The sequence below is a fragment of the Microbulbifer sp. ABF4_143 genome (genome assembly GCF_056160225.1).
In genome coordinates this window covers 108635-134622 of record NZ_JBSWWT010000004.1, presented here as the reverse complement: position 1 = coordinate 134622, position 25988 = coordinate 108635, and the positions used below count along the sequence as shown (strand labels likewise).

Below are 25988 nucleotides of genomic sequence, written 5' to 3'. Positions count from 1 at the left end.
TTGCCGTGTCTGTGCTCGATTCCTTCCGCTACAAAGAGCTGGATGCCCTGCGGGTCGGTCGTTTCAACCTCGGGATCAACACCTCGTTTATTGTCTACCGGCTGGGCGATACCATCGTCGATACCGGGCCCAGCAATCAGTGGAAGTACGTCAGGCCTTTTGTCGAGAGCAAACCTTTCAGCCAGCTGCTCTTGACCCACCATCACGAGGACCACAGCGGCAATGCCGGCGCCATTCAAGCGCTGACTGGCATCCGGCCGCTTGCGCCGGAAAAGACGGTCGAGATCCTCAGGCGCGGCTTTCGTATTCCGCCGCTACAGAAGCTGATCTGGGGCAGTGCCGGCAAGGCCGATGCCGAGGTGCTGCCGGAAGAAATCCGCATCGACGGTGAGGCGGTGGAGCCGGTTTTCACCCCCGGCCACGCCAAGGATATGACCTGCTATCTGCTGCCGGAGCGGGGCTGGCTGTTCAGCGCCGATCTGTATATCGCCAACTATCTGAAACTGCTGCGCAGCGACGAACATATCCCGACGCTGCTCGACAGCATTCGCAAGGTACTCGGCTGCGACTTCGATGTGATCCTGTGTCCGCACCGCGGCGTGGTGGAAAACGGCAAACAGCGCTTGCGGGAAAAGTACGACTATCTGCTCGAGCTGTCCGATCGCGCGCAGGCTCTGCAGCGGCAGGGACTGGAGCTGCGGGCCATCACCCTGCGCCTGCTGGGCAGGGAGAATATGATGAGTGTCTTCAGCCGCTACAATTTCAGCAAGCGCAATCTGATTGCGTCCTGTCTCGAAGTGGATGTTACCCGCTATCGGTAGTTTCCTCTGCGCTGTGGGAGCGGCCCGTGGCCGCGATCGACCTGTGGAAATTTTCGGGTTCTATCGCGGCCATGGGCCGCTCCTACGGGAGGACTCAGGGGCTGATAAAGATTCCGCGTTTGTACAGCCAGCGCAACACCAGCCACTGCAACAGAAGCACACCGCAGGCAATCACCAGTGCGCCGCCGGCTTCCGGCAGCGCCGCGGCGATGCCGCCGAACAGACTCTCGCTGCTGTATTTCCAGTTCACCAGACTGGTGCCCAGGTACACGAGAATCGCGTTGCAGCCGATGACCGCGAAGAAACTGTTGAACAGCCGCCACTGCCATACATCCACCAGCAGGTAGAAGAGGGCCAGCAGCAACAGGCTGCAAGCGCTGGTGATCAGCACGAAGGAGCCGGTCCAGAGTTCCTTGTTGACCGGGTAGATCCAGTGCCATAAGAAACCGCCGAGCAGGCAGGTGAGGCCGCCGAGTGCCAGGCCCTGGAGGATTTTTGGGTGGTGGCCGGCGTGTCTGCGCAACCGGCGCCCGGCGAAGACACCGATCAGCGCGTTGGCGACAGCGGGTATCGTGGACAGCAGACCCTCCGGATCGTAGGGGCGATTCTGATAGGTGATGCCCGGCAGGCAGCACTGGTCCAGCCAGGCGTTGACGGAACCACTCGGGGTCAGTGAGCCGAAGAGCACCTGCAGCAGCCAGTAGCCCAGCAGTATCGCCGCGGCGATCAGGTATTGGCTGCGCGGGGCGCAGTGCCAGACGATCACCGCGGCCAAGAACCAGGCGAAGCCGATGCGCGCGAGCACGCTGGCGTAGCGGATTTCCGCCAGGTCCGCGGGGATGCCGCTGCCCCAGCCGTGGTTGTAGACGATACCGAGAATAATCAGTATCAGCAGGCGCTTGACGGATTTGCGGTACACGGGCGCGCGCTCTGCCATCGGCTGGCCGCGCAGGGACTTGTCGGCGATGCCGAGAGTGACGCCGGACAGGAAGATAAACAGCGGGAATATCAGGTCGTAGAAGGTAAAGCCGTGCCAGTCGCTGTGCTGCATCTGTTCGTGGCCGAAGGCGAAGACAGACCAGCCGGTGAGGGCGAGCAGGGGCAGGAACAGGGCCTCGCCGCCGATAATCCAGAACATGTCGAAGCCGCGCAGGGCGTCCACCGAGGCCAAGCGTTGTTTTTTTGTGGTCATGGGTACTTCTTGCATTTCTTTCTGTTGTTGGTAGGAGCGGCCCGCGGCCGCGATTGGCGTTCGGCGGTTTTCGGCAAGACCGATCGCGGCCATGGGCCGCTCCTACAGTTCGCTAAAGGCCGCAGGGGGAATCCAGTTTCGGATTCCAGTCCGGCACTGTGCCCCTGAACGCGACCCTGTCCGCGCGCAGCTTCGCCACCGCCTCGGTGACCTCATCCGGGCTCAGGATTTTGTTCGCGCTGTGGAATACCCAGTCCACGTCCTGCTGGTAGACGCGCAGCGCGTCAGAGTCGATCAGTCCCTCCTGGGTGAACCAGAGATTGAAATTGATCGACATGGGCTCCTCCGGGAACACCTGTTCGCCGTGGCGGGCGAACTCCTCGCCGTCGATAAGGTAGCGGATCTCATTGTCCGCTGCCTGCAACACCAGAGTGTGCCAGCCGGCAAAGCTACCGGGTTTCACCGAGTATTCGTTGACCTTTTCGAACGGGTTCAGCTTGAAGGTCTCCCAGCTGGTGGCGAAGAGGGCACTGTTTGTCTCGCCCCAGCCGCCGTTGGCCAGATATTCGAAATCCATCTCGCTGTAGTCCGGATCCAGCGGCGCCTTCAGCGGGCTGATGGTGTAGAAGGTTTCGATAATCTGGTCGCCATCCGGACCCTGTACCGGCTCGTCGCGGAAGAATACCCGCGCGGCATAGGTGCCTTCGAGGTATTTGCGCTGGTGGCAGAGCTGGGTGTGATTGGTGTTTTCGCCGCTGCCGTCGGTGGAGGAGGTCAGGCGCAGCAGGGTGTTGCCGCGCTGTTCGCCGTCCGCCGGGAAGGAGATGCCGTCGGCGGACCAGCGGGCGCCGGCCACACCCGGGTGGCCTGTCTCGGTGCGCACGCGCCAGCCGTTTTCGCGCATCGCGTCCAGATTCGTATAGGAGAAGTCGTCGAAGAATATCGGCGCGCTTTCTTCTGCGGCCGCTTCCGGTTTCCGGGTGTCGCCGCAGGCGGCGAGTTGCAGCCCGAGTAACGGTACTGCGGTCAGGGCGATCATTTTTTTATACATGGGTGCACTTCCGTTACAGATAAAAACGAAAAAAGCCCCGGAGAAGTCGGGGCAAGATAGGAGCATTGCCTATAGATCAACAACGAGAGAGAACTTCCTGTGGGTCCATCCTGTGAGAACGACTTCTTTAATTCACACTGCAGACAAATTCCCAGCTGCCGTCGCTGCTGCTCGGCTCTGAGTTGGTCCACCACTTGGCCTGCCAGACGCTGCCGTCGTGCACTATCCGCTCGCCGCCTTTGGCGTGGTTGCCGGAGGGCCAGTCGGGATAGGTGGGGTAGTCACCCGGATTGACACCGGCGGACGCGCAGCTGGTGCCGCCGCTGCCACCATCGCCGCCGCCACCTCCGCTGGACAGGTCCGCCAGCGGCAGCTGCGGGTGCTCAAAGGCGAGCGCGTAGGTGGTGCCGTTGATGGTGGCGGTATAGGCCTGGGGGCCGGAAACCGGCAGGTAGTAGTTCAGGGTCAGGTCCCAGGTCTCGCCGTCGGCAAGGTCCTGCCAGCCGGGCAGTGAGAAGCGCACCCGGTGGAACTCGTGCTCGAGGCCGCCCACATTGCCACCGCCGGCGTTGGCGCCGCTCTCGATCACCTCCAGGCCGGCACCGCTCTGGTCGCTGATAGTGTCGGACGTGGAGGTCGGCATGTCGAACTCGAACACTGTGCCACCGGGAATGGTGCTGCCGGTGTTGTTGGTGATATAGAGCTTGGGATTGAGCGGGTAGTTCTGGTCGCCCAGCTTGAAGCCGTCCACCACCATCTGGATATCCACCGCCTCTGCCGGCAGCGGGCGGTCGCTGCGCAGTTCGCGGTAGGGGGGGGCCGTCTTGAACTTGTCGTAGGCGAGGCTGGTCAGGGTGGAGCCCATAAAGTACTCGCCACTCTCTCCCCTACTGGCATCCCAGTCGTAGTCGCCGGCCAGTTCCCAGAACATGATGCCGCCCACGCCCTGGTCGATCACATACTGCACCTTGGCGTCCATGGACTCTTCGTCTTCGGTGGACAGGAATACGCTCTTGCTGCTGTTCCACAGCCAGGGGGCCTCGGAAACCGAATCGTAGTGGCGCACATAGTTGCCCACCAGCGCGTCGTCCGGATCGTTGGCCGGATCCAGGCCGTAGTCGGTTGCATAGCTGCCGAGTATGCCGTTTTCCAGGTTCTTTGCGTGCCACATGGGGTTGGAGCCGGCTCCCATTTCGTTGCCGTTTTCATCCAGGTCGTGCCACATGTTGTCGATACCTATGGCGCCGTAACCGCAGGGATCGTTCATGCCGGTCCCGGTGGGGCAGTCGGACTGGTTGGGCAATACCGCGCTGCCGCCGAGGCCGTTGACTCCGCCGCTCACGCCCTGCCAGCCGCGGGTGTAGTAGGGAATGCCGATATTGATCCGGCCCGGGGGCATGGAACCGCGGAAGTACTTCACCGCCCAGTCGATATTCAGGTAGCCGATACCGCCGTACTGGGCAGTGCCGTACACATTCGCCGCCTTCAGCTCCGGGTCGTCGCCGTTGTCGAAGAGCGCGGAGTTGTGGCCCACATACTCGTTCCAGGCGCCGTGCAGGTCGTAGGTCATGATGTTGACGTAGTCCAGATACTGGGTGATCTGCATCGTCTCCATGCCGCGCAGCAGGTAGCCGGAGGAGGGCGAGGCGATGGTGAGCATATAGTGGGTGCCGTCCTGCTCGCCGGCTTCATCCAGCTTCTCGCGCAGCACCCGCATCAGCTCCACGTAGGAGTCCATCAGGTGGGCGCGCAGCGGGTTGGCCACGCCGAAGTCCAGCGGGTTGCCGGCGTCGTTCATCGAGGTGGGGTATTCGTAATCGATATCCACGCCGTCGAAGCCGTAGGTGCGGATAAAGTCCACCGCGGAGTTCGCGAAGGCCTCTATGCCCTGGTGGTTAATGCTGCCGTCGGCATTGGTGGTCATGGTGTAGAAGCCGCCGTCCGCGACGCGGTTGCCGTGCTCGTCGAAGTGGCCACCGGACTCGGCCCAGCCGCCGACGGATACCAGGGTCTTCACATCCGGGTACTGTTCCTTGAATTTCGACAGTTGGTTGAAGTGCCCCTTGTAGGCGTAGTCGGGGTCCGTTTCCGCACCGGGCACGCCGGGCCACTCCATGCCGGTGGCCGGATTGCCCGGATCCGCGGTGTTGCCGACGGATACCGAGTAGTCGCTGCCGACGTGGGCGAAGGCGTAGTTGATATGGGTGATCTTGTCCCAGGGGATATCCTTCACCAGGTAGCTGGGCTGGCCGTTGGCGCCGTTACGCCAGCTGGTGAAGTAGCCGATAATGCGCCGCGGGTGGTCCGCGCCCATCTTCTCGCGGCCGTTGGCATCGTAGATATCGCAGTAGTTCGGACTGGTGCCCGGCGTGGTGTAGAGGCCGTCCGGGCGGCAGGGGTGGTCGCTGCTGACTGGTTCGCCGTTGACGGTGATGGACACCGGTGAGGAGTCGGCAAACTGGCCTACGCCGTCGTAGGCGCGGGCGTAGACCGAGTGGCTGCCGGCGGTGGCGGTCCAGTCGTAGGTGAACGGCGCGCTGCTGTCTTCACCGACCTTCTGTCCGCCGACATAGAATTCCACTCTGGCCACGGCGCCCTCGCTGTCCGAAGCGCTGGCCGCCAGGGAGACGCTGACGCCCTCGTCGAAAACGCTGCCGTCGGCGGGGGAATCCAGGCTGACGCTGGGTGGATTGTCGGGATCGCCGACGCTGATCGAGACGGGCGCCGAGTCGGCGCTCATCTGGTCATTGTCGGTGGCCGTCGCGGTGATCGTGTGTGTGCCGGCGGTCGCGGTCCAGGTCACCGCATAGGGCGCGCTGCTGTCGGTGCCGATGCTGTTGCCGTCGACGAAGAACTCCACCGCGGTGACACTGCCGTCCACATCGCTCGCGCTGGCGCTGATCTGGACACTGTCGCCGGTGGTGTAGGCGGCGCCGTCGGCCGGGGAGTCCAGGTTCACCTGCGGCGGCTGCGGCTGATCCGAGCTGACGCTGATCGATACGGGCGCCGCGGTAACGCTGTCGCCGGCGTTGTCTTCTATGCGGGCGCTCAGTAGGTGGTTGCCGGCGGTGGCGGTCCAGCCGATGGACCAGGGGGCGCTGTTGTCGGTGCCTATCGCACTGCCGTCGACAAGGAAAGTCACGGCGACCACCTGGCCGTCCGGATCGCTGGCGTCGACGGAGATGATAACGCTGTCATTTTCGCTGAAAGTGGCGCCGTCTGCGGGGGCGGTGATGGCGCCGGTCGGGGGTTGGTTGCCGCTGCCGCAGGCGCCCAGTTCGCTCCAGGCATTGCTCCAGGCCCAGCCGACACCCGGCTCATAGGGGCCGCCGACGGTACACCAACCGCCCACAGTGCACTCGTAGGCCGCGCCGTTGTTCTTAACCTGATCGCCGGTGTTGTAGCTGGAGCCGTCCATATAGACGGGCAGCCCGCCGCAATCGTAGGCGTAGCCCTGGGCGCCGATCAGGCCGGACGCCAGTGCCACTGCGAGTCTTAGTTTCATCTTCTTCACCGTTATTATTGAAATTTTCCGGGTACCAATGGTTGTCGTGCCCCCGGCGGCGATAGAGCCGGGCCGCGGGCGCCGCGGGAAGAGCTGGCGCGCCGCGAAGAGATGACACCGCTGTCAAAACTAGCAGCCTCGACCCGGTGGAGGCAATGGCAAATTGCCGTATTTGTGAAGTACAAAAAGTATTTGATGCCAGTTTTCGCGGTGCCCGCCTGTTTTTTGATCGTCACCGACTCTCCGGCCGGGGGTGGAATTGCGAAGATTTGCGAGGCTGTGTCACCGCCGATTGGCGGACGCCTCCCCGGGGGCGCAGATCGGTTTCTTTCGCAAACCGTTTTCCGCGCCACTGGTCCTCGCTACCGGTCGGTGGCTTGCAGCTTTTTAATGTGAATACCTTTCGGCAGCAAAGTCAGGATTTTTATTCTCTTGTAGAAAATAAACAAAAGCTGTTTGTTCGTGAAATAAAAAAACGGTCTGTATTTTCCGCAAAAAAATAGTTTATTTCTCTCTCGACTTCGGTAACCGATGCACATTTTCGTCACAGTTTTTGCATAATGCCTTTGGGAGTCGAAAGCTGGTTTTTACGCTCGTCTCCGCGACAAATTGGGTCTGCGTACTAACTACGATAATAAGCTCTCGGGTATTTTTTTATGATCAACAAGAAAATAATCTCTGCTCCATCTCTGCTGGCTGTGGCCATTTCTTCGGTCTCGACGCCGGTGCTGGCGCAGGACGAACTGATTGAAGAGGTGATCACCATAGGCACCCGGGTCGAGGGACGCTCGGCTACGGATTCGGCGGTGCCCATTGATATCGTTACCGGCGAGGACTTCGTCAATCAGGGGGACACGGATTTAAATAATCTTCTGCGCAACATAGTACCGTCGTACAACGTCAACAATCAGCCGATCAGCGATGCGGCCAGTATCGTGCGCCCGGCCAACCTGCGCGGCCTGGCTCCGGACCACACGCTGGTGCTGGTCAACGGCAAGCGTCGCCACCGCGCGGCGGTGATTGCGTGGTTGGGCAACGGCGTGTCCGACGGAGCCCAGGGGCCGGATATCTCCCAGATTCCGTCGATCGCGCTGGATCAGGTGGAAGTACTGCGCGACGGCGCCGCGGCCCAGTACGGCTCCGATGCCATCGCCGGCGTGATGAACTTCAAGCTCAAGGATTCGCCCGACGGCGGTTCCATCGAGGTCAAGGCGGGCCAGTTCTACGAGGGCGATGGCACCCAGTACACGGTGGCGGCGAACTACGGCATGCCGTTTACCGCCAATGGTTTCGCCAATGTCAGTTTCGAGTACGGCAGCTCCGATCCCACCGACCGCAGCGTGCAGCGCAACGACGCCATCGCCCTGATCGAGGCGGGCAACACCCATGTGGCAGACCCGGCACAGGTTTGGGGACGCCCGGAAATCAAGGACGACTTCAAGTCGGTGCTCAATCTCGGGCTCGAGCTGGACAGCAGCAAGGAGTTCTACGCATTCGGCAACTACGGCAGCAAGACGGTGGACGGCGGTTTCTACTTCCGCAACCCGAATACTCGCTCTGGAGTTTTTGGGGTACAGCAGTTTGAAAAAGATATTAATGGCGACTTCGTACTCGACGGGAATGGCGATAAGATCCCGCTTAAAGATGCAGGCGGGGATAATGTTTTCCATCGTCTCGTGGGTGACTTAACCGGAAACATGAGTGGAAACTGCCCCACGGATTTAGATAGCAAAGATACGGCTGGTTTGGCGGCTGTCATGTCGGATCCGAACTGTTTCGTTTTTAACGAAATGTTCCCCGGCGGCTTTACCCCGCGCTTCGGCGGCGATGTGACCGACCTCGCGGGTGTCGCCGGTGTGCGCGGCGAAACCGAGGGCGGCTGGCACTACGATATCAGCGCCGCCCTCGGCTACAACGATGTGGATTTCTTTATCTACAACACCGTCAACGCCTCCCTGGGGCCGCAATCCCCGACCTCCTTCAATCCCGGCGCCTATACCCAGCTGGAGAAGAACTTCAATATCGATGTGAACAAGGGCTTTGAGGTGGGTCTGGCTTCCGAGCTCAGCGTCGCGGCCGGTTTCGAGTGGCGCGACGAGATCTTCGAGATCACCACCGGCGACCAGGCCTCCTACGAGATAGGCCCGCTGGCGGCGCAGGGTTTCGGCGCCGCCTCCAACGGTTTCCCCGGCTTCGGCCCGCTGGCGGGGGGCAGCTGGGGGCGCTCCAATGTCGCCACCTACCTGGATCTGGAGGCCGACGTAACCGAGGGATGGCTGCTGGGGCTGGCGCTGCGGTTTGAGGATTTCGAGGACTTCGGCACCACCACCAACGGCAAGCTGGCCACCAATATCGATATCAGCGACAACCTCTCCCTGCGCGGCTCCGTCAGCACCGGCTTCCGCGCGCCGACGCCGGGGCAGTCCAACGCCTTCAACGTCTCCACCGAGTTCGATATTGCGCTGGGTGAGCTGGTCAACAACGGCACCATTCCGTCGACCAACCCGGTGGCAGAGCTGCGCGGCGGTGAGGCGCTGGACCCCGAGAAGTCCACCAGCTGGACAGTGGGCACAGTGCTGGCCCTGGGGCCGGTGGATGTGACCATCGACTACTTCAATATCGAGCTGCAAGACCGGATAGCGCCGTCGCAACTCTACTCGCTGACGCAGGCCGAAATCGACAATCTGGTGGCCTCCGGTGTGACCAGTGCCGCCAACCTGCAGAACTTCCGCTTCTTTACCAACGACTTCGATACCACTACCAAGGGCATCGATATAGTCGCGACCTATAGCACAGAGGCAATAGGGGACAGCACCGACTTCAGCCTGGCGTTCAACCAGACGGATACCAGCGTCGACAAGTACTCCCCGGAAACCATCGACGCGACGCGTATTCGCGAACTGGAAGAGGGGCTGCCGCAGACCCGCTGGAACCTCTCCGCCAATACACTGCTGGCGGATTGGCGCCTGATGGCCAGGGTCAGCTATTTCGATGACTGGTTCGACTCCGAGGACGGGCAGGTCTACAGCGGCGAGTATATCGTCGATGCGGAGCTGGCATACAACTTCACCGAAAAGGTCTCGGTGACCCTCGGCGCCCAGAACCTGCTGGATCAGACTCCGGAGGAGAATCCCGGCGCGGCCGATGGCGTGGGCAACCGCTACAGCCAGTTCTCGCCCTTTGGCTTCGACGGTGGCTTCTACTATCTGCGTACGCGCTACGAGTTCTAAGCGGCCAGTGGAAGGCGAGCCTTAATCCGGCAGCTTCGATGCCGGGTCGATAAAAGAAAAACCCCGCTGGTGGCAGTGGGGTTTTTCTTTTGTGCGATGGTTCGTCAAGTTTCTGTCGATCGGCCTTAGGCAAGCCTGTTCAAATCCGTTTTCGGGTTTGCCTACATATCCCAGAGGGAGTTGGTGGCCATGGACAGGGTGATACGCTCCTTGTCCTGGATCTGTTTCAGGTCCTCGAAGACCTCCTTCACTTCGGAGGATTCGATGGCGCCGTAGACCGCCTGGTAGAGGTCGGAAAAATAGCGGTCCACCTCGCGGCCCATATTGTTGATTTCCTTGATGGTGGGCGGGTCGCTCAGTTCCAGCTTTTTGATGAAATCCTTCGCCGACTCCTCGTGGGTGTACTGCAGCCAGGTCTGCATCACCTTGTGCTGCGCAACCTCGCCGTAGTTGGCCAGGTTTCTCGCCATGCGCCGCTCGTGCTCCAGCATATGCTTCAGCAGCAACTGTGTTCGCTTATCCTCGGACTTTTTCAGTAATTCTTCGTATAGGTCCGCCATTTCCAGGTGGAATTTTTCCGCGTCCTTGAGGATTTCGAACGCCTGCTTGAAGGTTTTCATAGAATCGCCTTTTGATGTTTTATCTTTTGTGATGGCGGCAAAACAGAATGCGTGTCTCGTCAATCATCGCTCCATATGTTGTTTATAGTGCATTTATCCAATTGATCAAGATCTGCGGAAACACTCCAAACAGCAACAGCGCCGCGGTGAGGGAGAAAAGCAGCAGCCGGCCGGACACGGCTATTTGAGCGGCTTCCGCGCCGGCCGCCGGCTCCGGGTCCCGCTGTACCATCGTCAGCAGCAGGTGCAGATAGTAGTAGAGGCCCAGTGCGCTGCCGAGCACGACCGCCGCCAGCAGCAGCCACAGCTGGCCCTGCACGCCGGCGGCGAAGATATAGAACTTGCCGATAAAGCCGATAGTCAGCGGAATGCCCGCCAGGGAAAGCAGCATTGCCGCCAGGCAGCAGGCCAGCCAGGGCGAGCGCCACAGCAGGCCGCGGTAGAAAACCCGCTGATAGGGATCCGCGGCGGGGTCATTGATCGGGCCGGTGCCCCCCGGCGCCTTTGCCACTGCCGAGTCTGCGATCAGGCCGACGACCGCAAACGCCCCCAGGGTGGTGATCACATAGGCCACCAGGTAGTAGACCACCGCCTCGCTGCCGAAGGCGCTGTTGCCGATCAGGAAGGCGACGATCAAATAGCCGATATGGGCGATGGAGGAGTAGGCCAGCAGGCGCTTGATGTTGTTCTGCATCAGCGCCAGCAGATTGCCCGCCAGCATGCTGGCCACGGCGGCGAGCGCGAGCAGGTCCGTCAGCGCCGGCACCGAGAAGAGGTCCGCGCGGGCAAAGAAGCGCAGCAGCAGTGCGACCACGGCGCCCTTGCCGACGGTGGCGATCAGCGCCGTCACAGGTGTCGGCGCCCCCTGGTAGACGTCCGGGGTCCAGATATGGAAGGGCACCAGCGACAACTTGAAAGCCAGCGCGATCAGCAGCAGCGTCAGTCCCGCCAGCAGCAGTGACGGTGCCTGCGACAGCCGCGCCACCGCCGCCGCCACGCCGTCGAAATCCAGTGCGCCGCCGGCGCCGTAGATCAGTGCTATGCCGAAAAGCCCCAGGGCCGTGGAAAGCGCGGACAGCAGCAGGTATTTGATGCCCGCTTCCAGCGCGTGCATCTGCTCTCTGTTACGGGAGAACAGGCCGCTGACCGAAAAGCCGAGCAGCGGGTAGAGTGCGAGCCCCATCAGCTCCATGGCGAGGAAGAAGCTGGCGAAATGGTTGGCAAATACCAGCGCCGAGGCGCCGAGCATGACCAGCAACAGCAGGATATAGAACTCTTCCGGATAGCTGTCGGAAGCGTCGCGGTGGCCACAGCGCTTTTCGAGGTAATTGAAGCCGAGTACGGCAACCGCAAGCGCCGCCAACAGTAGCAGCAGGCAAAAGAACAGCGCCGCGTGATCCACCAGCAGCAGGCGCGTGACCTCGATGGAACCGACGCCGCCGGACAGTGTGCCGGCGACCCCGAAGCAGGCGTAGATGGCTGCCGTCAATGTGACCAGTGTCGTGGCCAGTGCGGCCAGGTGCCCGCGCCAGAAAGACACCTGCAACAGAAGCAGTACTATGCCGCCACTCAATACCAGCAGTGGCAGTATCGCGAACAGTTCCCGGGCACTCATGGCGATTCCCCTCCGCTGTGATTCGAGTCCGGCCAGCCGCTGTCGGCGGCTGCCTGAAAATCGGTTGCAAAAAAGCCCTCGCGCCGTTGCGTCAGCGCCGCCTCAACTCGCCCGATGGATCCGGCGATACCGGGCCCGGCGATATCGAACACCGGCTGCGGGCGCAGACCGAGGAACAGCAGCGCGACGGCGAGGGACAGCAGCGCTAGGGTTTCGCGGGCATTCAGGTCCGTGGCCAGGGTACCTTCCCGTTCGGCGCCGCGCTCCGCGCCGAAGAAGACCCGCTGCATCATCAGCAGTGCGTAGAGCGCCGCACCCACCAGGCCTGTGGCGGCGAGGACGGTGATCCAGCGGTTGGTGCCGAAGCTGCCGAGCAGCACCAGGAACTCGGCGATAAAGTTGCCCAGTCCGGGCAGGCCGAGGGAGGCCACGGCGAAAAACAGTGCGATCGCCGAGAGTTTCGGCAGCCTGCCCCAGAGGCCGCCGAGCTGTGCCATATCGCGCGTGTGCAAGCGGTGTTGCAGCGCGCCCACCAGGGCGAAGAGCGCCGCTGTGCTGAGCCCGTGGGCGATCATCTGCATGACCGCCCCCTGGATCGCAATGGTGTTGAGCGCGTAGAGGCCGAGCAGGACGAAGCCCATATGGCTGACGCTGGAATAGGCCACCAGCCGCTTCATATCCCGTTGGGCGAAGGCCAGCACGGCGCCGTAGATCACACTGATGGCGCCGATCGACATGGCGACCGGGGCGAAGGCGAGCGAGGCTTCTGGAAACAGCGGCAGCGTAAAACGCAGCAGGCCGTAGGCGCCTGTCTTCAGCAGTATCGCCGCCAGCAGGATACTGCCCGCCGTGGGCGCCTGTGTGTGCGCGTCCGGCAGCCAGGTGTGCAGCGGCAGTGCCGGCAGCTTCACCGCAAAGGCGACGAAGAAGCCGAGCATCAGCCAGTAGGCGGCGTCCGCAGAAAGCTGTGCGGCCAGAAGTTCGCGGTAGTCGAAGGTCAGCTGGCCGCTGCTGCTGTAGTGCATATACACGAGCGCGACTATCGCGATCAGCATCAGCAGGCTGCTGGCCTGGGTGAAAATAAAAAACTTGATGGCGGCATAGATGCGCTGTTCGTAGCCCCACACGGCAATCAGAAACAGCATCGGGATCAACATCACTTCCCAGAAAAAGAAGAACAGGAACAGATCTATTGCGGTGAAGACGCCGACCACGCCGGCCAGGGTCCAGAGGTAATTGAAATAGAAGAAACCGCGGCGGAAGCGGATATCCCTCCAGGTCGCCACCAGGCCGAACAACCCCATCAGCAGTGTCAGCGCCAGCATCAGGAAGCCGAGGCCGTCGATTGCGAGATGGAAGCTGATACCGAAGCGCGGTATCCATTCTATCTGCAGGCTGTCCCACCAGGGGCCGCCGCCGGCAGGCGCCGCGCCGGCGGAAAACTCTGGCCAGTAGCCGCCGAGCAGTGCCGTCGCCGCCATCAGGGAGAACAGCGAAACCCAGTCGCCGCCGCGGTTGTAAAGCCGCTCGGCGAGCCAGGCCAGCAGCCCGCCGGCAAACAGTATCGCGATAATAGCCAGTAGGGTCATAGAGCCACCAAAAGCGCGAGGAAGAGAATGGAACCGGCCACCAGCGTGGCCATATACCAGCGCACCTGCCCGTTCTGGGAGCTGCTGAGCAGCAGGTTCATCTGCCGGCTCGCAGTGGCCGTGCCCGTGTAGAGCGCGTCGACGATGTCATTGCGGTTCACCCGTGCGAGAAATACAAAGGGCTTCACCAGCAGGCGGTCGTAGAGCCAGTCGAACCCCCAGCCGCCGAACCACAATTTATAAAGTGCCGAGGGCGCGCGTCGCGGGGCTGGCGCCGTTGCAGCGGCGCGGCGCCTGTGCACAAAGAGCCACCAGGCGATGACCAGTCCGGCAATCGGCATCGCCGTGGCAATGCCCTCCACCCAGTCCGCGGGGTGGCCCGCCTGGGACTGGCCGAACACCGATTGCAGTGGCGGCGCCAGCAGACCGCCGAACAGGGCCAGCGCGGCCAGCACCAGCAGCGGTGTGCTCATGACACCGTTGTTGGCATTCTTGCAGCGGGCCGAGGCCGGCCCCTCGGCGCCGAAAAACACCAGGAACAGCAGGCGGAAGCTGTAGACGCCGGTCACCAGGGCGCCGAGTATTCCCGCCAGCCAGATGCCGCTGAAGCCGTGGTGGTAGTCCCAGGCGCTGAGCAGAATCTGATCCTTGCTGTAGAAACCCGAGGAGAACGGCAGGGCCGCGAGGCAGGCGCTGCCGATCGCGAAGCAGAGGAAGGTGAAAGGGATTTTCCGGCGCAGGCCGCCCATATTAAAAATATTCTGCTCGTGGTGCAGGCTCAGAATCACCGAGCCCGCGGACAAAAACAGCAGCGCCTTGAAAAACGCGTGTGTCATCAGGTGGAAGATGGCCCCGGACCAGGCGCCCACACCGAGAGCCAGGAACATATAGCCGATCTGGCTGATGGTGGAGTAGGCCAACACCCGTTTGATATCGCTCTGCACCAGCGCGCTGCAGCCGGCCAGCAACAGCGTCAGGGCGCCGACGATTGCGACCGCGCTCATTGCCGTTTCCGAAAGCGCGAACAGCGGGTGCATGCGCGCGATCAGGTAGACGCCGGCGGTAACCATGGTGGCCGCGTGAATCAGCGCGCTGACCGGCGTCGGGCCCGCCATCGCATCCGGCAGCCAGGTCTGCAGCGGCAGCTGTGCGGACTTGCCCACGGCGCCGCCGAGCAGCAGCAGTGCGGCCAGCGTGATGGTCGGATCGTTCGCCGCAGAGCTGCCCACCGCCGAGATCAGCTCGCGGATATTCAGCGTCGCGAACTGGCTGAACAGCAGGAAGAGGCCGATGGCCATGGCGGTGTCGCCGACGCGGGTTACGATAAATGCCTTGCGCGCCGCCGCGCCGTTGGCCGGATCCCGGTACCAGAAACCGATCAGCAGGTAGCTGCACAGCCCCACCCCCTCCCAGCCCAGGTAGAGCAGTACCAGGTTGTCCGCCAGTACCAGGATCAGCATGGCGCAGACAAACAGGTTCAGATAGGCGAAATAGCGCCGATAGCCGGCATCGTTGCGCATATAGCCGGCGGAGTAGAGGTGGATCAGGAAGCCGACGCCGGTAATCACCAGCAGCATCACCAGCGTCAGCCAGTCGGCGTAAAAACTGAAGCCCAGTTGCAGGTCGCCGATACTGAGCCACTGCCACAGCGGCACCTGCAGCACCGCCGACGCATCCCGGCGGAAAACCGAGAGCGCGACGGCCGCGGTGAGCAGCGCGGCCAGGCCGACGCTGCCGGCGCCTATCAGGGCGCTGACCCTTTCGGGGGGCTCATCCCTGCGAAACAGCGGTATGGAAACAAGCAGCAGAAAACCAAGCAGCGGCAGCAGCGGGATCCAGGCCACCATAGTGTTCACAGCCCAGGTTGTGGATTCCTGCATATCAACCTCTCAGTCCGTTCAGTTGGTCGATATCCACCGTGTGCCGGCGGCGATAGAACTGCAGTACCAGGGCCAGGGCGATGGCGACTTCCGCGGCGGCCAGTGTGATGACGAAAATGAACATCACCTGGCCATCCGCATTGCCCCAGTGGGCACCGGCGACGACGAAGGCGAGTGCGGCCGCGTTGGTGCAGATCTCCACACACATCAGCATGAAAATGATATTGCGTCGCACCAGCAGCCCCGCGAGCCCGAGGCAGAAAAGGATCGCGGCCAGGGTCAGGCCGGCGTGCAGGCCCGGCATCGCTTCAGTCGGCATGGTCCACCTCCGGCGGTATTTCGCGCTTGTGTCGCGCCAGGTGAAAGGCGCCTACCAACCCGGCCAGCAGCAGCATCGAGGCCAGCTCCACCGCGAGCAGGTAGCGGCTGAACAGGGCCACGCCCACTTCCCGGGGGCCGACGTAATGGGCCTGCGGCGCGTCTTCCGCCCCGCCGCCGAGCAGCAGCACCAGCTGTACCAGCAGTACTGTGGAGAGCAGCGCGGGGCCGAGCCAGCCGCGCGGTTGCAGCCACGCCTTTTCCTGCTCCACCGCAGCGTCGCCCTGGTTCAGCATCATGATGACGAAGACCATCAACACCATGATGGCGCCGGCGTATACGATCACTTCCAGCGCGGCGGCGAAGGGCGCACCGTACTGGTAGAAGATCACGGCGACCGCGAGCAGGGAGACGATCAGGTAGAGCAGGGCGTGCACCGCGTTGCGGCTGCAGATGACCATGGCCGTCGAGGCGATGGCGATTGCCGCGGTAAGGTAGAAGACCATAGCTACTCCTCAACGTGAACAGTAAGCCCCCTCTCCCGCCTGCGGGGGGAGGGGGCCTTCTTTTATGGTTATTTATAGATTCAGGCTTTTTACATTGATCGGTTCGGCCTCATTCTGCGCCTCGCCCTTGTCCTTGCCGGCAATCGCCTTGCCGGCCACATGGTAGAAGCTGTAGTCGTGGTATTTGCCCGGCCCGCTGATCAGGAGATCCTCTTTTTCGTACACCATGTTCTGCCGGTCGTATTCACACATTTCGAAGTCAGGCGTGAGCTGGATTGCATAGGTGGGGCAGGCGTCCTCGCACAGCCCGCACATGATGCAGCGGGAAAAATTGATACGGAAATAGGCCGGGCGCCAGCGGCCGTCCTCGCTCTCGGTTTTCTGCAGCGAGATGCAATCGGGCGGACAGGCGACGGCGCACAGGCTGCAGGCCACGCAGCGCTCTTCGCCGTCGGGATCTCTCGTCAGGACGATGCGGCCGCGGTAGCGCGGCGCCAGGTAGGGCTTTTGCTCCGGGTACTGCACCGTCGCGTTGCGCTGGAACAGGTGCTTGAAGACCAGCCACATACTGCGCAGTTGGCTCGTAATCATCGGTATTCTCCGGCTCTTTTGCGTTTATTTATCCGATCCACAGCAGCACCCCCGCGGTCGCCAGAAGGTTGAGCAGCGACAGCGGCAGCATCACCTTCCAGCCGAATTGCATCAGCTGGTCGTAGCGGGGCCTGGGTATTGCGGCGCGCAGCAGGATAAACACCATCACCAGCAGCGCTGTCTTCAGGGCGAACCAGATCAGCGGCGGCAGCCAGGGCCCGAGCCAGCCGCCGAGGAACAGGGTGGTGATCAGCGCGGAAATCAGGATCACGGACAGGTATTCTCCGACGAAGAACATGCCGAACTTCATGCCCGAATACTCGGTGTGGAAGCCCGCGGTAAGTTCGTGTTCCGCCTCCGGCAGGTCGAACGGCAGCCGGTGGCTCTCGGCGACACCGGCGACAAAGAACACCAGAAAGCCGATAAACTGCGGCAGTATGAACCAGCCGCCCTGCTGGGCCAGCACTATCTCGCGCAGGTTGAAGCTGCCCGCAAGCATGACCACGCCCATCAGGCTGAGCCCCATAAACACCTCGTAGGAGACCGTCTGCGCGGCCGCGCGCAGACCGCCCAGCAGCGCGTATTTGTTATTGGAGGCGTAGCCGCCGAGAATCACGCTGTAAACCGCTATGGACGACATAGCGAGAACAAACAGCAGGCCGATATTGAGATCGATCACGCCGATCGCCGGTGAGAAGGGTACCACCGCAAAGGCGAGCAGCATGGTCGCCATCACCACCGTGGGGGCGAGCACGAACACCGGTATGTCGGCAAAGCGCGGGACAAAGTCCTCCTTGAAAAACAGCTTGATCATATCCGCCACCACCTGCAGCAGGCCGAAGGGGCCCACCCGGTTCGGCCCCGGCCTGTCCTGCCAGAAGCCCAGCAGGCGCCTCTCTCCCCAGGTCAGCAGTGCCGCCAGCAGCACCGCCGCGAGCAGTACGCCGAAGATATTCAACAGGGTCATGATGGCGGAAGAGGTCATTGGCTTTCTCCGCGTTCGGTGGTGGGCGATGCGGCTCGCTTCAGGGTTGCGCGGCCCGGGAGCAGGGGGGAGAGGCTTTGCACCTGCGGCGTACCGCAGGGAATTCCGACGGTGCCCGGCGGCTGGGTGCCGGAGAGGCGCGCTTCGAGCACATAGTGTTGCGACCTGACTTCCAGTTCCAGCAGATTTCCGTCACCGATGTCCAGTGCCGCGGCATCGCTGGGATGCATCTGCACAAAGGGTGCCTCTATGACACTGGCGATGGCGGCGGCGCTTGCACTCAACTCGTCAGAGCCGAACAGTCGATAGAGGGGCAGCAGCTGCAACTGGCCGGCCTGCAGCGCCTCTCCCGCGTGCGGGGGAGAGCTCCACTCGGGTATCTGCCGCGGCTGCCGGCGTATCTGTACGCCGCCGTCGGCGCCCTTGCGCGCACCGCCGACACCGCACTGGAACTTGAGGATCGACTGGTTCGAGTTCCAGCCCGGCGACCAGATATTGGCGGATAGCGGCGTGATGCCGGGGCTCTGTATACCCTCCATGCTGAAGGTCATGGGCGCGTCGGGATCGACAGGCGGGGGGAACTCCGCCACTTGGGCTCTGGCGCGCACGGCCGTGCGCCCGCTGTAGCGGTGGCTCTGGCGCGCGACCTTGAGGCCGTCGATGCGGTAGTCTTCGTCGGGACCGAGTTTTTCCAGTACCTCGAACTGCGGAAACTCGGTGGCGACGGCCTCGCTCAAGTCCACACTGTGTCGCCAGCCGGCGATGGCCGACAGTTGGGCGGACTTCTGTTCGCAGTAGCCGGCGGCATCCACCAGCCAGCGCCAGCTCTCCTGGATAAATCCCGGCCCCTCGTAGACCGCGTAAAAACGCTGTGCCACGCCGTTGCTGTTGATAAAGGTGCCCTGGGATTCCGCGGTCGCCGCCGCCGGAAAGATCAGGTCTGCGCGCCTGGCGCTTTCGTTCAGCAGCGAGTCCAGCAGTATCACTTCGTCGGCGCGGGACAGAATCCGCTCCAGGGTTGCGCGCTCTGCGCGGCGGTAGAGGTCGTTCTCGAGAATCACCAGGGTCAGCGGGGCGGCCTCCGCGCCAGCGTCCTGCAGCCGTTGTGCCAGCCGTTCCAGATCGCCCCGGCCGGGCTGGAACAGCTGCGTTATACCGAGGCTGTTTGCCTCTGGGCAGGCGAGGTAGAGCAGGCAGCTGCGCGCGGATTTATCCGCGAGCGCCGTGGCGATCCTGCCGGCGCCGCGGATAATATCGCCGCTGCGAGTGGCACAACCGGAGATGACCAGCGGCCTGTCTGCGGCGCTGAGGATATCCGCGCTGCGCGCGGCGAGTTCGCGGATTTCGGCGGGCAGCTCGAGCGCCGCCGGGCTGCTGCCGCCAATCAGTTGCGCTATTGCCTCGGCAAACAGCGCGATCTGCGCGGGCGAGTCTAGCAGCGAGGCGCAGGTGATATCCGCCAGATCCGGCGGTTCGCTGCCGGCGAAGATAACGGGGCTGTATTCTCCGCGCAGCTGGCGCACCGAGGCGTCCTGCCACAGGGGAATTTTCAGTTCGGTGGCGTGCTGTCGCTGCCGGTTGCGCGCCGCCTGGCGCACCGCGAGTGAGATGCGCGGCGCTGTGTTGCCGATATCCTCGCCGAGAATCAGCACTGCGTCGGCGGCTTCGATCTCCGGTGTGGTCGGGCTGTGGATACGCCGGTCGCGCTGGATCTCATCGACTAGTTGCAGCAGCGCCAGGTCGCGGCGGTTCAGACCGGAATAAAAATTATCCGCGCCGACCAGTTGCCGCAGCGCGAAGTTGTTTTCCAGCGAGCTGCGCGGCGATCCTATGCCGATCAGGCGGCGCCGGTTTTTCTGTGCGGCGGAGAGACTGTCTGCGAAGCGCCGCACGGCCTGTTCCGGCGCAATCGCCTCGTGCACCTTGTTGCCGGTCTGCGCGGTGGAGCCGATCAGGGGGTCGCGGCGCGCCGCCAGTACTTCCTTGATGCGCGCGTCGCTGTTCACATAGTCGTAGCCGAAGCGGCCGCGGTCGCAGAGGAAATAGCCGTTGATATCCCGGTTGTACAGGTTGACGACCCGGCGCAGTATCGCGTCCTGGCCGTTGCCCGCCTCGCGCGCGCCGGGGGCTGTGTTGCAGCCCACCGCACAGTGTTCGCAGATCGACGGTGCCGTCTGCAGATCCCACTTGCGCACGAAGTGTTCGCTAAAGGTCTTGTCGGTGAAGACACCGGTCGGGCAGACCTCCACCAGGTTGCCGCTGAAGCCGCTTTCCAGCATGCCGTCCCGTTCGCGCCCGAAATAGACCTGGCTGTTCCTGCCCAGTGGCTGCAGATCTTCGCCACCGGCGTAGTCGCGGTAGAAGCGGGTGCAGCGGTAGCAGGCGATGCAGCGGTTCATCTCGTGATTGATAAAGGGGCCCAGGTACTGGTTGCGGTGGGTGCGCTTGGTGCCGCGGTAGCGCCGGCTGGTGTGACCGGTCATCTCGGTCATATCCTGCAGGTGGCACTCGCCCCCCTCCTCGCACACCGGGCAGTCGTGGGGGTGGTTGGTCATCAGATCTTCGATGATGCCGCCGCGGAATTCCCGCGCGTAATCCGCATCGACGCTGTAGATGCCGCCCTCCCTGACCGGTGTCATGCAGCCCATGACCAGCCGCCCGCGCTGGTCGTCCGCGTCCTTGTACTCGATCACCGCACACTGGCGGCAGGCGCCCACCGAACCCATGGCCGGGTGCCAGCAGAAGTAGGGCAGGTCTATGCCCAGAGACAGGCAGGCGCTGAGCAGGTTCTGGTCTTCATCTACCCGATACTGTTCGCCGTCGATAGTGATGGTTGGCATTTTGAGTCCGTTTTATTTTGCCGTTACTGACACTTTTTGGGGCTCCTACACATAGGGGCAGCCGCCTTTGGTAATGTGATCGATAAAGTCCTGTTCGAATAATTTCAGCGCACTCTGTATCGGCTCCGCCGCGCCGGGGGCCAGGGCGCAGAAGGTATTGCCGGGGGCCATGCGCGCGGTCTGTTCGCGCAGCAGATCCAGATCCTCCGGCAGCCCCTGGCCGCGCTCTATGCGCTGCAGGATTTCCACCACCCAGGGCAGGCCGTCGCGGCAGGGGGTGCACCAGCCGCAGGATTCACGCGCAAAGAATTGCGAGAGGTTCAGCACCAGCCCCACCGGGCAGGTGTGGTCGTCCAGGACTATGATGGTGCCGGTGCCCATGCGGCTGCCGGCCTTGCCGATGACGTCGTAGTCCATCGGCAGATCCAGGTGTTCGGGGCCGAGAAAATCCGTGGAGCCGCCGCCGGGCAGGAAGCCCTTCAGCTTCAGGCCGTCCCGCATACCGCCGGCGTGTTTTTCGATGATTTCGCGCACCGGCGTGCCCATCGGCAGTTCCCAGGTGCCGGGGTTTTTCACCTTGCCGCTGACGCCGAACAGCTTGCTGCCGGCGTCCTCGCCGCGGCCCAGGCCCTTGTACCAGTCGACGCCGAGATCGATCAGGTGCGGAATATTGCAGAAGGTCTCCACGTTGTTGACCACGGTGGGTTTGCCCCAGAGGCCGCTGACCTGGGGGAAGGGTGGCTTGGCCCGGGGGATTGCGCGGCGTCCCTCGAGGGCGTTGATCAGCGCCGTCTCCTCGCCGCAGATATAGTTGCCGGCGCTGCGGTGCAGGTGGATCTCCAGGCTGTAGTCGCCGCCCTGTATGTTTGAGCCGAGCAGCCTTTGTTCCCTGGCTTCGGCGATGGCCTGCTGCAGGCGCGCCGCGGCCAGGTGGTATTCGCCGCGAATAAAGATATAGGCGGTGCGCGCCTCTATCGCGTAGGCGGCGATGGCCATGCCCTCGATCAGCAGGTGCGGGTCGCGCTCCATCAGCAGGCGGTCCTTGAAGGTGCCCGGCTCCATCTCGTCGGCGTTGCACACCAGGTATCTGACCGCGGGGCTGCCTTCGCCGCGGGGCACGAAGCTCCACTTCAGGCCGGTATTGAAGCCGGCGCCGCCGCGCCCGCGCAGACCGCCGTTCTGAACCAGCTTGACGATGTCCTCCGGCGCCATGCCGAGCGTCTTGCGCCAGCCGCGGTAGCCGCCGTTTTCCAGGTAGCGGTCGATATCTGCGGCGACGTTCTGCGGCCCGATATTTTTCGTAAGCGGGTTAGTCAGCGGACTTGTCAGCATGGCGAGAGCCTTCAGCGTCGTTATGGCGAGAGCCTTCAGCGTCGTTGTGGCGAGATCCTTCAGCGCGATTGATTCTGGCCCTGCTCTCAAGGATTTCGTCGATATCGGACTCGGTGAGGTTGCGGTGCATTTCCTCGCCGATCATCATCACCGGTGCCCGGTCGCAGTCGCCCAGACAGGGGGTCTCAAGCAGCGTGAAGAGGCCGTCCTCGGTGGTTTCCCCCGGCTTTATTTGCAGTGTCTTCTGCAGTTTTTCCTGCAGGCGGTTGCAGCCCATGATCCAGCAGCTGGCGCTCTTGCACAGCAGAATCACTTCCCGGCCGACCGGCTGGCGGAAAATCAGCTGGAAGTAGGTGGCCACGCTCTCCAGCTGCGCCACCGGAATGTCCAGGTAGGCGGAAACCGCCTGCAGGCTCTCGTCGGAGACCCAGCCGCGGTGCTTCTGCACTATGCGCAACGCCTCCAGGCCCACGGAGGCCTTGTCCTCGTAGTGGGAGAACTCGCGGTCTATTTCGGCTTTTTCGGCGTCGCTCAATCTGGTTTTGGCTGCGTCTTTCCCCGCGTTGCTGTGCTCCATTACTTCTATGACTTCCGGTTCGAAAATGCTCGACATAAGCTATCCCTAACAATTAGCCCTATCGGTCCACATCCGCCATAACGAAATCTATGCTGGCGATAATCGCGATCAGGTCCGCCACCAGCAGGCCGCGGGACATCAGCGGAATCATCTGCAGGTGTGGAAAGGACGGCGTGCGGATTCTGGTGCGGTAGGCGCTGGTGCCGCCATCGCTGACAATCTGGTAGCTGTTCAGGCCCTTGGTGGCCTCGACCGGGACGCAGACCTCGCCGGCGGGCATCACCGGCCCCCAGCTGTTGTTGACGAAGTGCTGGATCAGCGTCTCTATGTCCTGCATGGTGCGCCCCTTGCGCGGCGGGGTCGTCAGCGGGTGATCGGACTTGTAGGGGCCCGCCGGCATATTGTCGAGACACTGGCGGATGATGCGCAGGCTCTGCCAGATCTCCTCCACGCGCACGCGGCAGCGGTCGAAGCAGTCGCCGCCGTCGAAGGTGGGCACGTCGAACTCAAACTGCTCGTAACCGCTGTAGGGGCGGCGCTTGCGCAGATCCCACTCCAGGCCGGTGGCGCGCAGGCCGGGACCTGTCACGCCCCACTCCAGTGCCTCGGCGGTGTTGTAGACGCCGATGCCGCGGGTGCGCTTCTGCAGCAGTTTGTTTTTGACCACCATGCCCTCGTACTCGCGCAGGCGCGCGGGCATATAGTCGAGGAATTCGCGCAGCATTTTGTCCCAGCCCCGGGGCAGGTCCTGGGCCACGCCGCCGATACGGAACCAGGCCGGGTGCATGCGCCCGCCGGTGATGGCCTCGACGATGCCGAACAGCTTCTCCCGGTCGACGAACATATAGAAGACCGGCGACATCTGCCCCACGTCCTGGGCGAAGGTGCCGTAGAACACCAGGTGGCTGGCGATGCGGAACAGCTCGCACAGCATCACGCGGATCGTCTGCGCCCGCTCCGGCACCTGGATACCGGCCAGCTGCTCCAACGCCAGCACATAGGGCAGGTTGTTCATGACCCCGCCCAGGTAGTCGATGCGGTCGGTGTAGGGCACATAGGTGTGCCAGGCCTGGCGCTCCGCCATCTTCTCGGCGCCGCGGTGGTGGTAGCCGATATCCGGCACCGCGTCGACGATCTCCTCCCCGTCCAGCTGCAAGGCGATGCGGAAGACACCGTGCACGCTGGGGTGGTTGGGGCCCAGGTTCAGAAACATGAATTCGGCGCTGTCGCTGGCGCGGGCCATACCCCACTCCTCGGGCTTGAACAGCAGCGCCTCCTGTTCCGCCCGCTGTTTTTCCGGCGTCAGGGTGAAGGGATCCACTTCGGTGGCGCGGGCGTGGTGGTCCTTGCGCAGCGGGTGCCCCTGCCAAGTGGGCGGCATCATGATGCGGCGCAGGTTCGGATGGCCGGCGAACTCTATGCCGAACAGATCCCACACTTCGCGCTCATACCAGTTGGCGTTGGCCCAGATGGGCGTGGCCGAAGGGGCGCACAGGCGCGCTTCCGGCAGTGCCACCTTGATGCGCACGAACAGGTCCCGCTCCACCGACAGCAGCTGGTAGACGAGGGTGAAATCGCTCTCGGGTTGTCTGTGTTGGCCCCTGCCGCGGTGCATGCGCAGGCGCTCGTCGATGGCCGTCAGGTCGTAGAGCATCGCGAAGGGGTGCGAGATCCCCGATTTAAGGAAGCGCAGCAGCGGCAGCAGCGATTGTGCATCCGTCCACAGGGTGGGCATATCCGGGCAGTCCGGCTGCAGCCAGTAGTTTTCCTGTGTGTACTCCTCGCGAAGATCGCCGACAAAGGCTTCCGCCTCCGCCCGGTAGGGCGTCGGCCTGTAAACGCTTTTTGCGATTACGCCTGCCATAGATTTTTCCGCTTGTTGTTTTTCCCGTGGACCGCTCGCCGCTGATAGCCCGGCCATGGATGGCCGGGTCGCAAATCAAGCACTTAAGTGCGTGATTTGTTGTGCCGGGTTTGCGGACATGTGCCGCAAACCCGGGCAGAAAAAACCAAGGGTGGTTTTTTCTACAACCTGTTAGACGGAATCCGGCGCGCGCAGCGTGTCCGCACGCATGCGCTCTGCGCGGTTCTGATCGCGCAGGCTGGGCTTGGGCACCCTGCGCGGGCCGTGATCTTCCACCAGCCAGCTGAATCCGCGCCGCTCGCCGGCGACGGACTTCTGCAACAGTGTCAGCCCCTGCATCAGCGCCTCCGGGCGCGGTGGGCAGCCTGGCACATAGACGTCCACCGGCAGGAAGCGGTCCACGCCCTGCACCACGCTGTAGATGTCGTACATGCCGCCGGAGTTGGCGCAGGAGCCCATGGAGATGACCCAGCGCGGTTCCATCATCTGTTCGTAGAGACGCTGCAGTACCGGGGCCATTTTTATAAAGACGGTACCGGAGATGACGATCAGGTCCGCCTGCCGCGGCGTGGCGCGGATCACTTCGGAGCCGAAGCGGGAGATGTCGTGGCGGCTGGTGAAGGCGGTGGCCATTTCCACATAGCAGCAGGAGAGGCCGAAATTGAAGGGCCAGAGGGAGTTGGCCCGGCCCCAGGCCACCAGATCCTCCAGCTTGGTGAGCAGGATGTTTCTTTTGACTTCCTCGGAAAAAATATCTTCCTCTGTGCGCCTACCGCTCGCTGCAATCAGGTCGTCCGTTTTGGTTAGCTGCCAGCGCATAGTGCTTCCCTGGTTTTCGCTTCAATCGCTATCGTTGCTGATCTTCCGTGGCTTCGATCAGGCTCTTCTGTTTACCGCCCCAGTCCAGCGCGCCCAGGCGCCACAGGTAGATGAGGCCGGCGAGCAGTATCACAATGAAAATGGCCGCTTCGATAAAGCCCAGCAATCCGGTTTCGCGAAAGGCGATGGCCCAGCCGAACAGGTAGATGGCTTCCAGATCGAAGACGATGAACAGTATCGCGACCAGGTAATAGGTGACCGAAAGGCGCAGGCGCGCGCTGCCCTGGGAGACGATGCCGGATTCGTAGGGTTCATCGGTGGCGGCGTCGCGGCGTCGCTGGCCGAGGAAGTGGGACAGGCCGAGCATCAAGGCGATCAATGCAAAAACGGCGAGGCAGTAAACGAGCAGTGGCCACAATTGTTCGAAATGGGCGGCCGGGTCGAATCTGGTTGGGTAATTCAACGTCTCTCTCCCCGATCTGCATGCGGGCTCTGGCCCGGGTTCATCACTGATACAACGGCGTTATGGAAACCTCAAAAATCGAAAGGGACTGCAGGCCTGTTCCCGCGCGCGGGTGTGTGATTGACGGCGATTTTCGCGTTATCGTTGTTCGGCTGCGGCGCAGAAGTCGTTGCCCGCGCGCTGTGTAGCG

Annotated in this window: 20 protein-coding genes; 3 read left to right on the top strand and 17 right to left on the bottom strand. The window is 62.7% G+C overall.

Annotated elements, in window-relative coordinates:
- Window positions 1-5: 5 nt before the first annotated feature.
- Window positions 6-821, top strand: coding sequence for an MBL fold metallo-hydrolase (locus tag ACXAF3_RS04695; protein WP_475111131.1), 816 nt, complete (start codon window positions 6-8; stop codon window positions 819-821).
- Window positions 822-915: 94 nt separating this feature from the next.
- Here ACXAF3_RS04695 and nagX read toward each other — a convergent pair whose 3' ends face one another.
- From nagX to ACXAF3_RS04680, 3 genes are all read right to left on the bottom strand, one after another.
- On the bottom strand, window positions 916-2013 hold the full coding sequence (nagX, locus tag ACXAF3_RS04690; RefSeq protein ID WP_475111130.1) for a transmembrane glucosamine N-acetyltransferase NagX: 1098 nt from the start codon (window positions 2011-2013) through the stop codon (window positions 916-918).
- Window positions 2014-2125: 112 nt separating this feature from the next.
- The gene (locus ACXAF3_RS04685) at window positions 2126-3064 is read right to left on the bottom strand and encodes a glycoside hydrolase family 16 protein (protein ID WP_475111129.1); all 939 of its coding nucleotides are present in this window, start codon (window positions 3062-3064) and stop codon (window positions 2126-2128) included.
- Between the two features lie 127 nt (window positions 3065-3191).
- Complete coding sequence (locus ACXAF3_RS04680) at window positions 3192-6569, bottom strand: glycosyl hydrolase family 18 protein (RefSeq protein WP_475111128.1); 3378 nt, start codon at window positions 6567-6569, stop codon at window positions 3192-3194.
- A 155-nt stretch (window positions 6570-6724) separates the two neighbouring features.
- Between ACXAF3_RS04680 and ACXAF3_RS04675 the strand changes: the two genes are divergently transcribed.
- Window positions 6725-7072, top strand: coding sequence for a hypothetical protein (locus ACXAF3_RS04675; RefSeq protein ID WP_475111127.1), 348 nt, complete (start codon window positions 6725-6727; stop codon window positions 7070-7072).
- Between the two features lie 153 nt (window positions 7073-7225).
- Window positions 7226-9799, top strand: coding sequence for a TonB-dependent receptor plug domain-containing protein (locus ACXAF3_RS04670; RefSeq protein ID WP_475111126.1), 2574 nt, complete (start codon window positions 7226-7228; stop codon window positions 9797-9799).
- A 161-nt stretch (window positions 9800-9960) separates the two neighbouring features.
- Here ACXAF3_RS04670 and ACXAF3_RS04665 read toward each other — a convergent pair whose 3' ends face one another.
- From ACXAF3_RS04665 to ndhC, 14 genes are all read right to left on the bottom strand, one after another.
- Window positions 9961-10419 (bottom strand): hypothetical protein, encoded by a 459-nt coding sequence (locus ACXAF3_RS04665; protein WP_475111125.1) that lies wholly within the window; start codon window positions 10417-10419, stop codon window positions 9961-9963.
- An 82-nt stretch (window positions 10420-10501) separates the two neighbouring features.
- Window positions 10502-12034: an NADH-quinone oxidoreductase subunit N gene (locus ACXAF3_RS04660; protein WP_475111124.1), complete on the bottom strand. Its 1533-nt coding sequence runs from the start codon at window positions 12032-12034 to the stop codon at window positions 10502-10504.
- Window positions 12031-13623, bottom strand: a complete 1593-nt coding sequence (gene nuoM / locus ACXAF3_RS04655) for an NADH-quinone oxidoreductase subunit M (protein WP_475111123.1) — start codon at window positions 13621-13623, stop codon at window positions 12031-12033. Before nuoM ends, ACXAF3_RS04660 begins: the two co-directional genes overlap by 4 nt.
- Window positions 13620-15503: an NADH-quinone oxidoreductase subunit L gene (gene nuoL, locus ACXAF3_RS04650; RefSeq protein WP_475111122.1), complete on the bottom strand. Its 1884-nt coding sequence runs from the start codon at window positions 15501-15503 to the stop codon at window positions 13620-13622. The genes nuoM and nuoL overlap by 4 nt, the downstream gene beginning before the upstream one ends.
- Window position 15504: 1 nt before the next feature.
- Window positions 15505-15822, bottom strand: a complete 318-nt coding sequence (nuoK, locus tag ACXAF3_RS04645; RefSeq protein WP_475111121.1) for an NADH-quinone oxidoreductase subunit NuoK — start codon at window positions 15820-15822, stop codon at window positions 15505-15507.
- Window positions 15812-16327, bottom strand: coding sequence for an NADH-quinone oxidoreductase subunit J (nuoJ, locus tag ACXAF3_RS04640; RefSeq protein ID WP_475111120.1), 516 nt, complete (start codon window positions 16325-16327; stop codon window positions 15812-15814). Before nuoJ ends, nuoK begins: the two co-directional genes overlap by 11 nt.
- A gap of 72 nt (window positions 16328-16399) precedes the next feature.
- Window positions 16400-16918, bottom strand: a complete 519-nt coding sequence (gene nuoI / locus ACXAF3_RS04635; protein ID WP_475111119.1) for an NADH-quinone oxidoreductase subunit NuoI — start codon at window positions 16916-16918, stop codon at window positions 16400-16402.
- Between the two features lie 28 nt (window positions 16919-16946).
- The gene (gene nuoH, locus ACXAF3_RS04630) at window positions 16947-17903 is read right to left on the bottom strand and encodes an NADH-quinone oxidoreductase subunit NuoH (RefSeq protein WP_475111118.1); all 957 of its coding nucleotides are present in this window, start codon (window positions 17901-17903) and stop codon (window positions 16947-16949) included.
- A complete protein-coding gene (gene nuoG, locus ACXAF3_RS04625) occupies window positions 17900-20743 on the bottom strand; it encodes an NADH-quinone oxidoreductase subunit NuoG (RefSeq protein ID WP_475111117.1) in 2844 nt (947 codons plus the stop codon). Before nuoG ends, nuoH begins: the two co-directional genes overlap by 4 nt.
- A 45-nt stretch (window positions 20744-20788) precedes the next feature.
- A complete protein-coding gene (gene nuoF / locus ACXAF3_RS04620) occupies window positions 20789-22075 on the bottom strand; it encodes an NADH-quinone oxidoreductase subunit NuoF (protein ID WP_475111116.1) in 1287 nt (428 codons plus the stop codon).
- Window positions 22053-22688 (bottom strand): NADH-quinone oxidoreductase subunit NuoE, encoded by a 636-nt coding sequence (gene nuoE / locus ACXAF3_RS04615; RefSeq protein WP_475111115.1) that lies wholly within the window; start codon window positions 22686-22688, stop codon window positions 22053-22055. Before nuoE ends, nuoF begins: the two co-directional genes overlap by 23 nt.
- Before the next feature lie 22 nt (window positions 22689-22710).
- On the bottom strand, window positions 22711-24516 hold the full coding sequence (gene nuoC, locus ACXAF3_RS04610) for an NADH-quinone oxidoreductase subunit C/D (protein ID WP_475111114.1): 1806 nt from the start codon (window positions 24514-24516) through the stop codon (window positions 22711-22713).
- A 171-nt stretch (window positions 24517-24687) separates the two neighbouring features.
- Window positions 24688-25335 (bottom strand): NuoB/complex I 20 kDa subunit family protein, encoded by a 648-nt coding sequence (locus ACXAF3_RS04605; protein ID WP_475111113.1) that lies wholly within the window; start codon window positions 25333-25335, stop codon window positions 24688-24690.
- A gap of 28 nt (window positions 25336-25363) precedes the next feature.
- Window positions 25364-25798, bottom strand: coding sequence for an NADH-quinone oxidoreductase subunit A (ndhC, locus tag ACXAF3_RS04600; RefSeq protein WP_475111112.1), 435 nt, complete (start codon window positions 25796-25798; stop codon window positions 25364-25366).
- Between the last annotated feature and the right edge of the window lie 190 nt (window positions 25799-25988).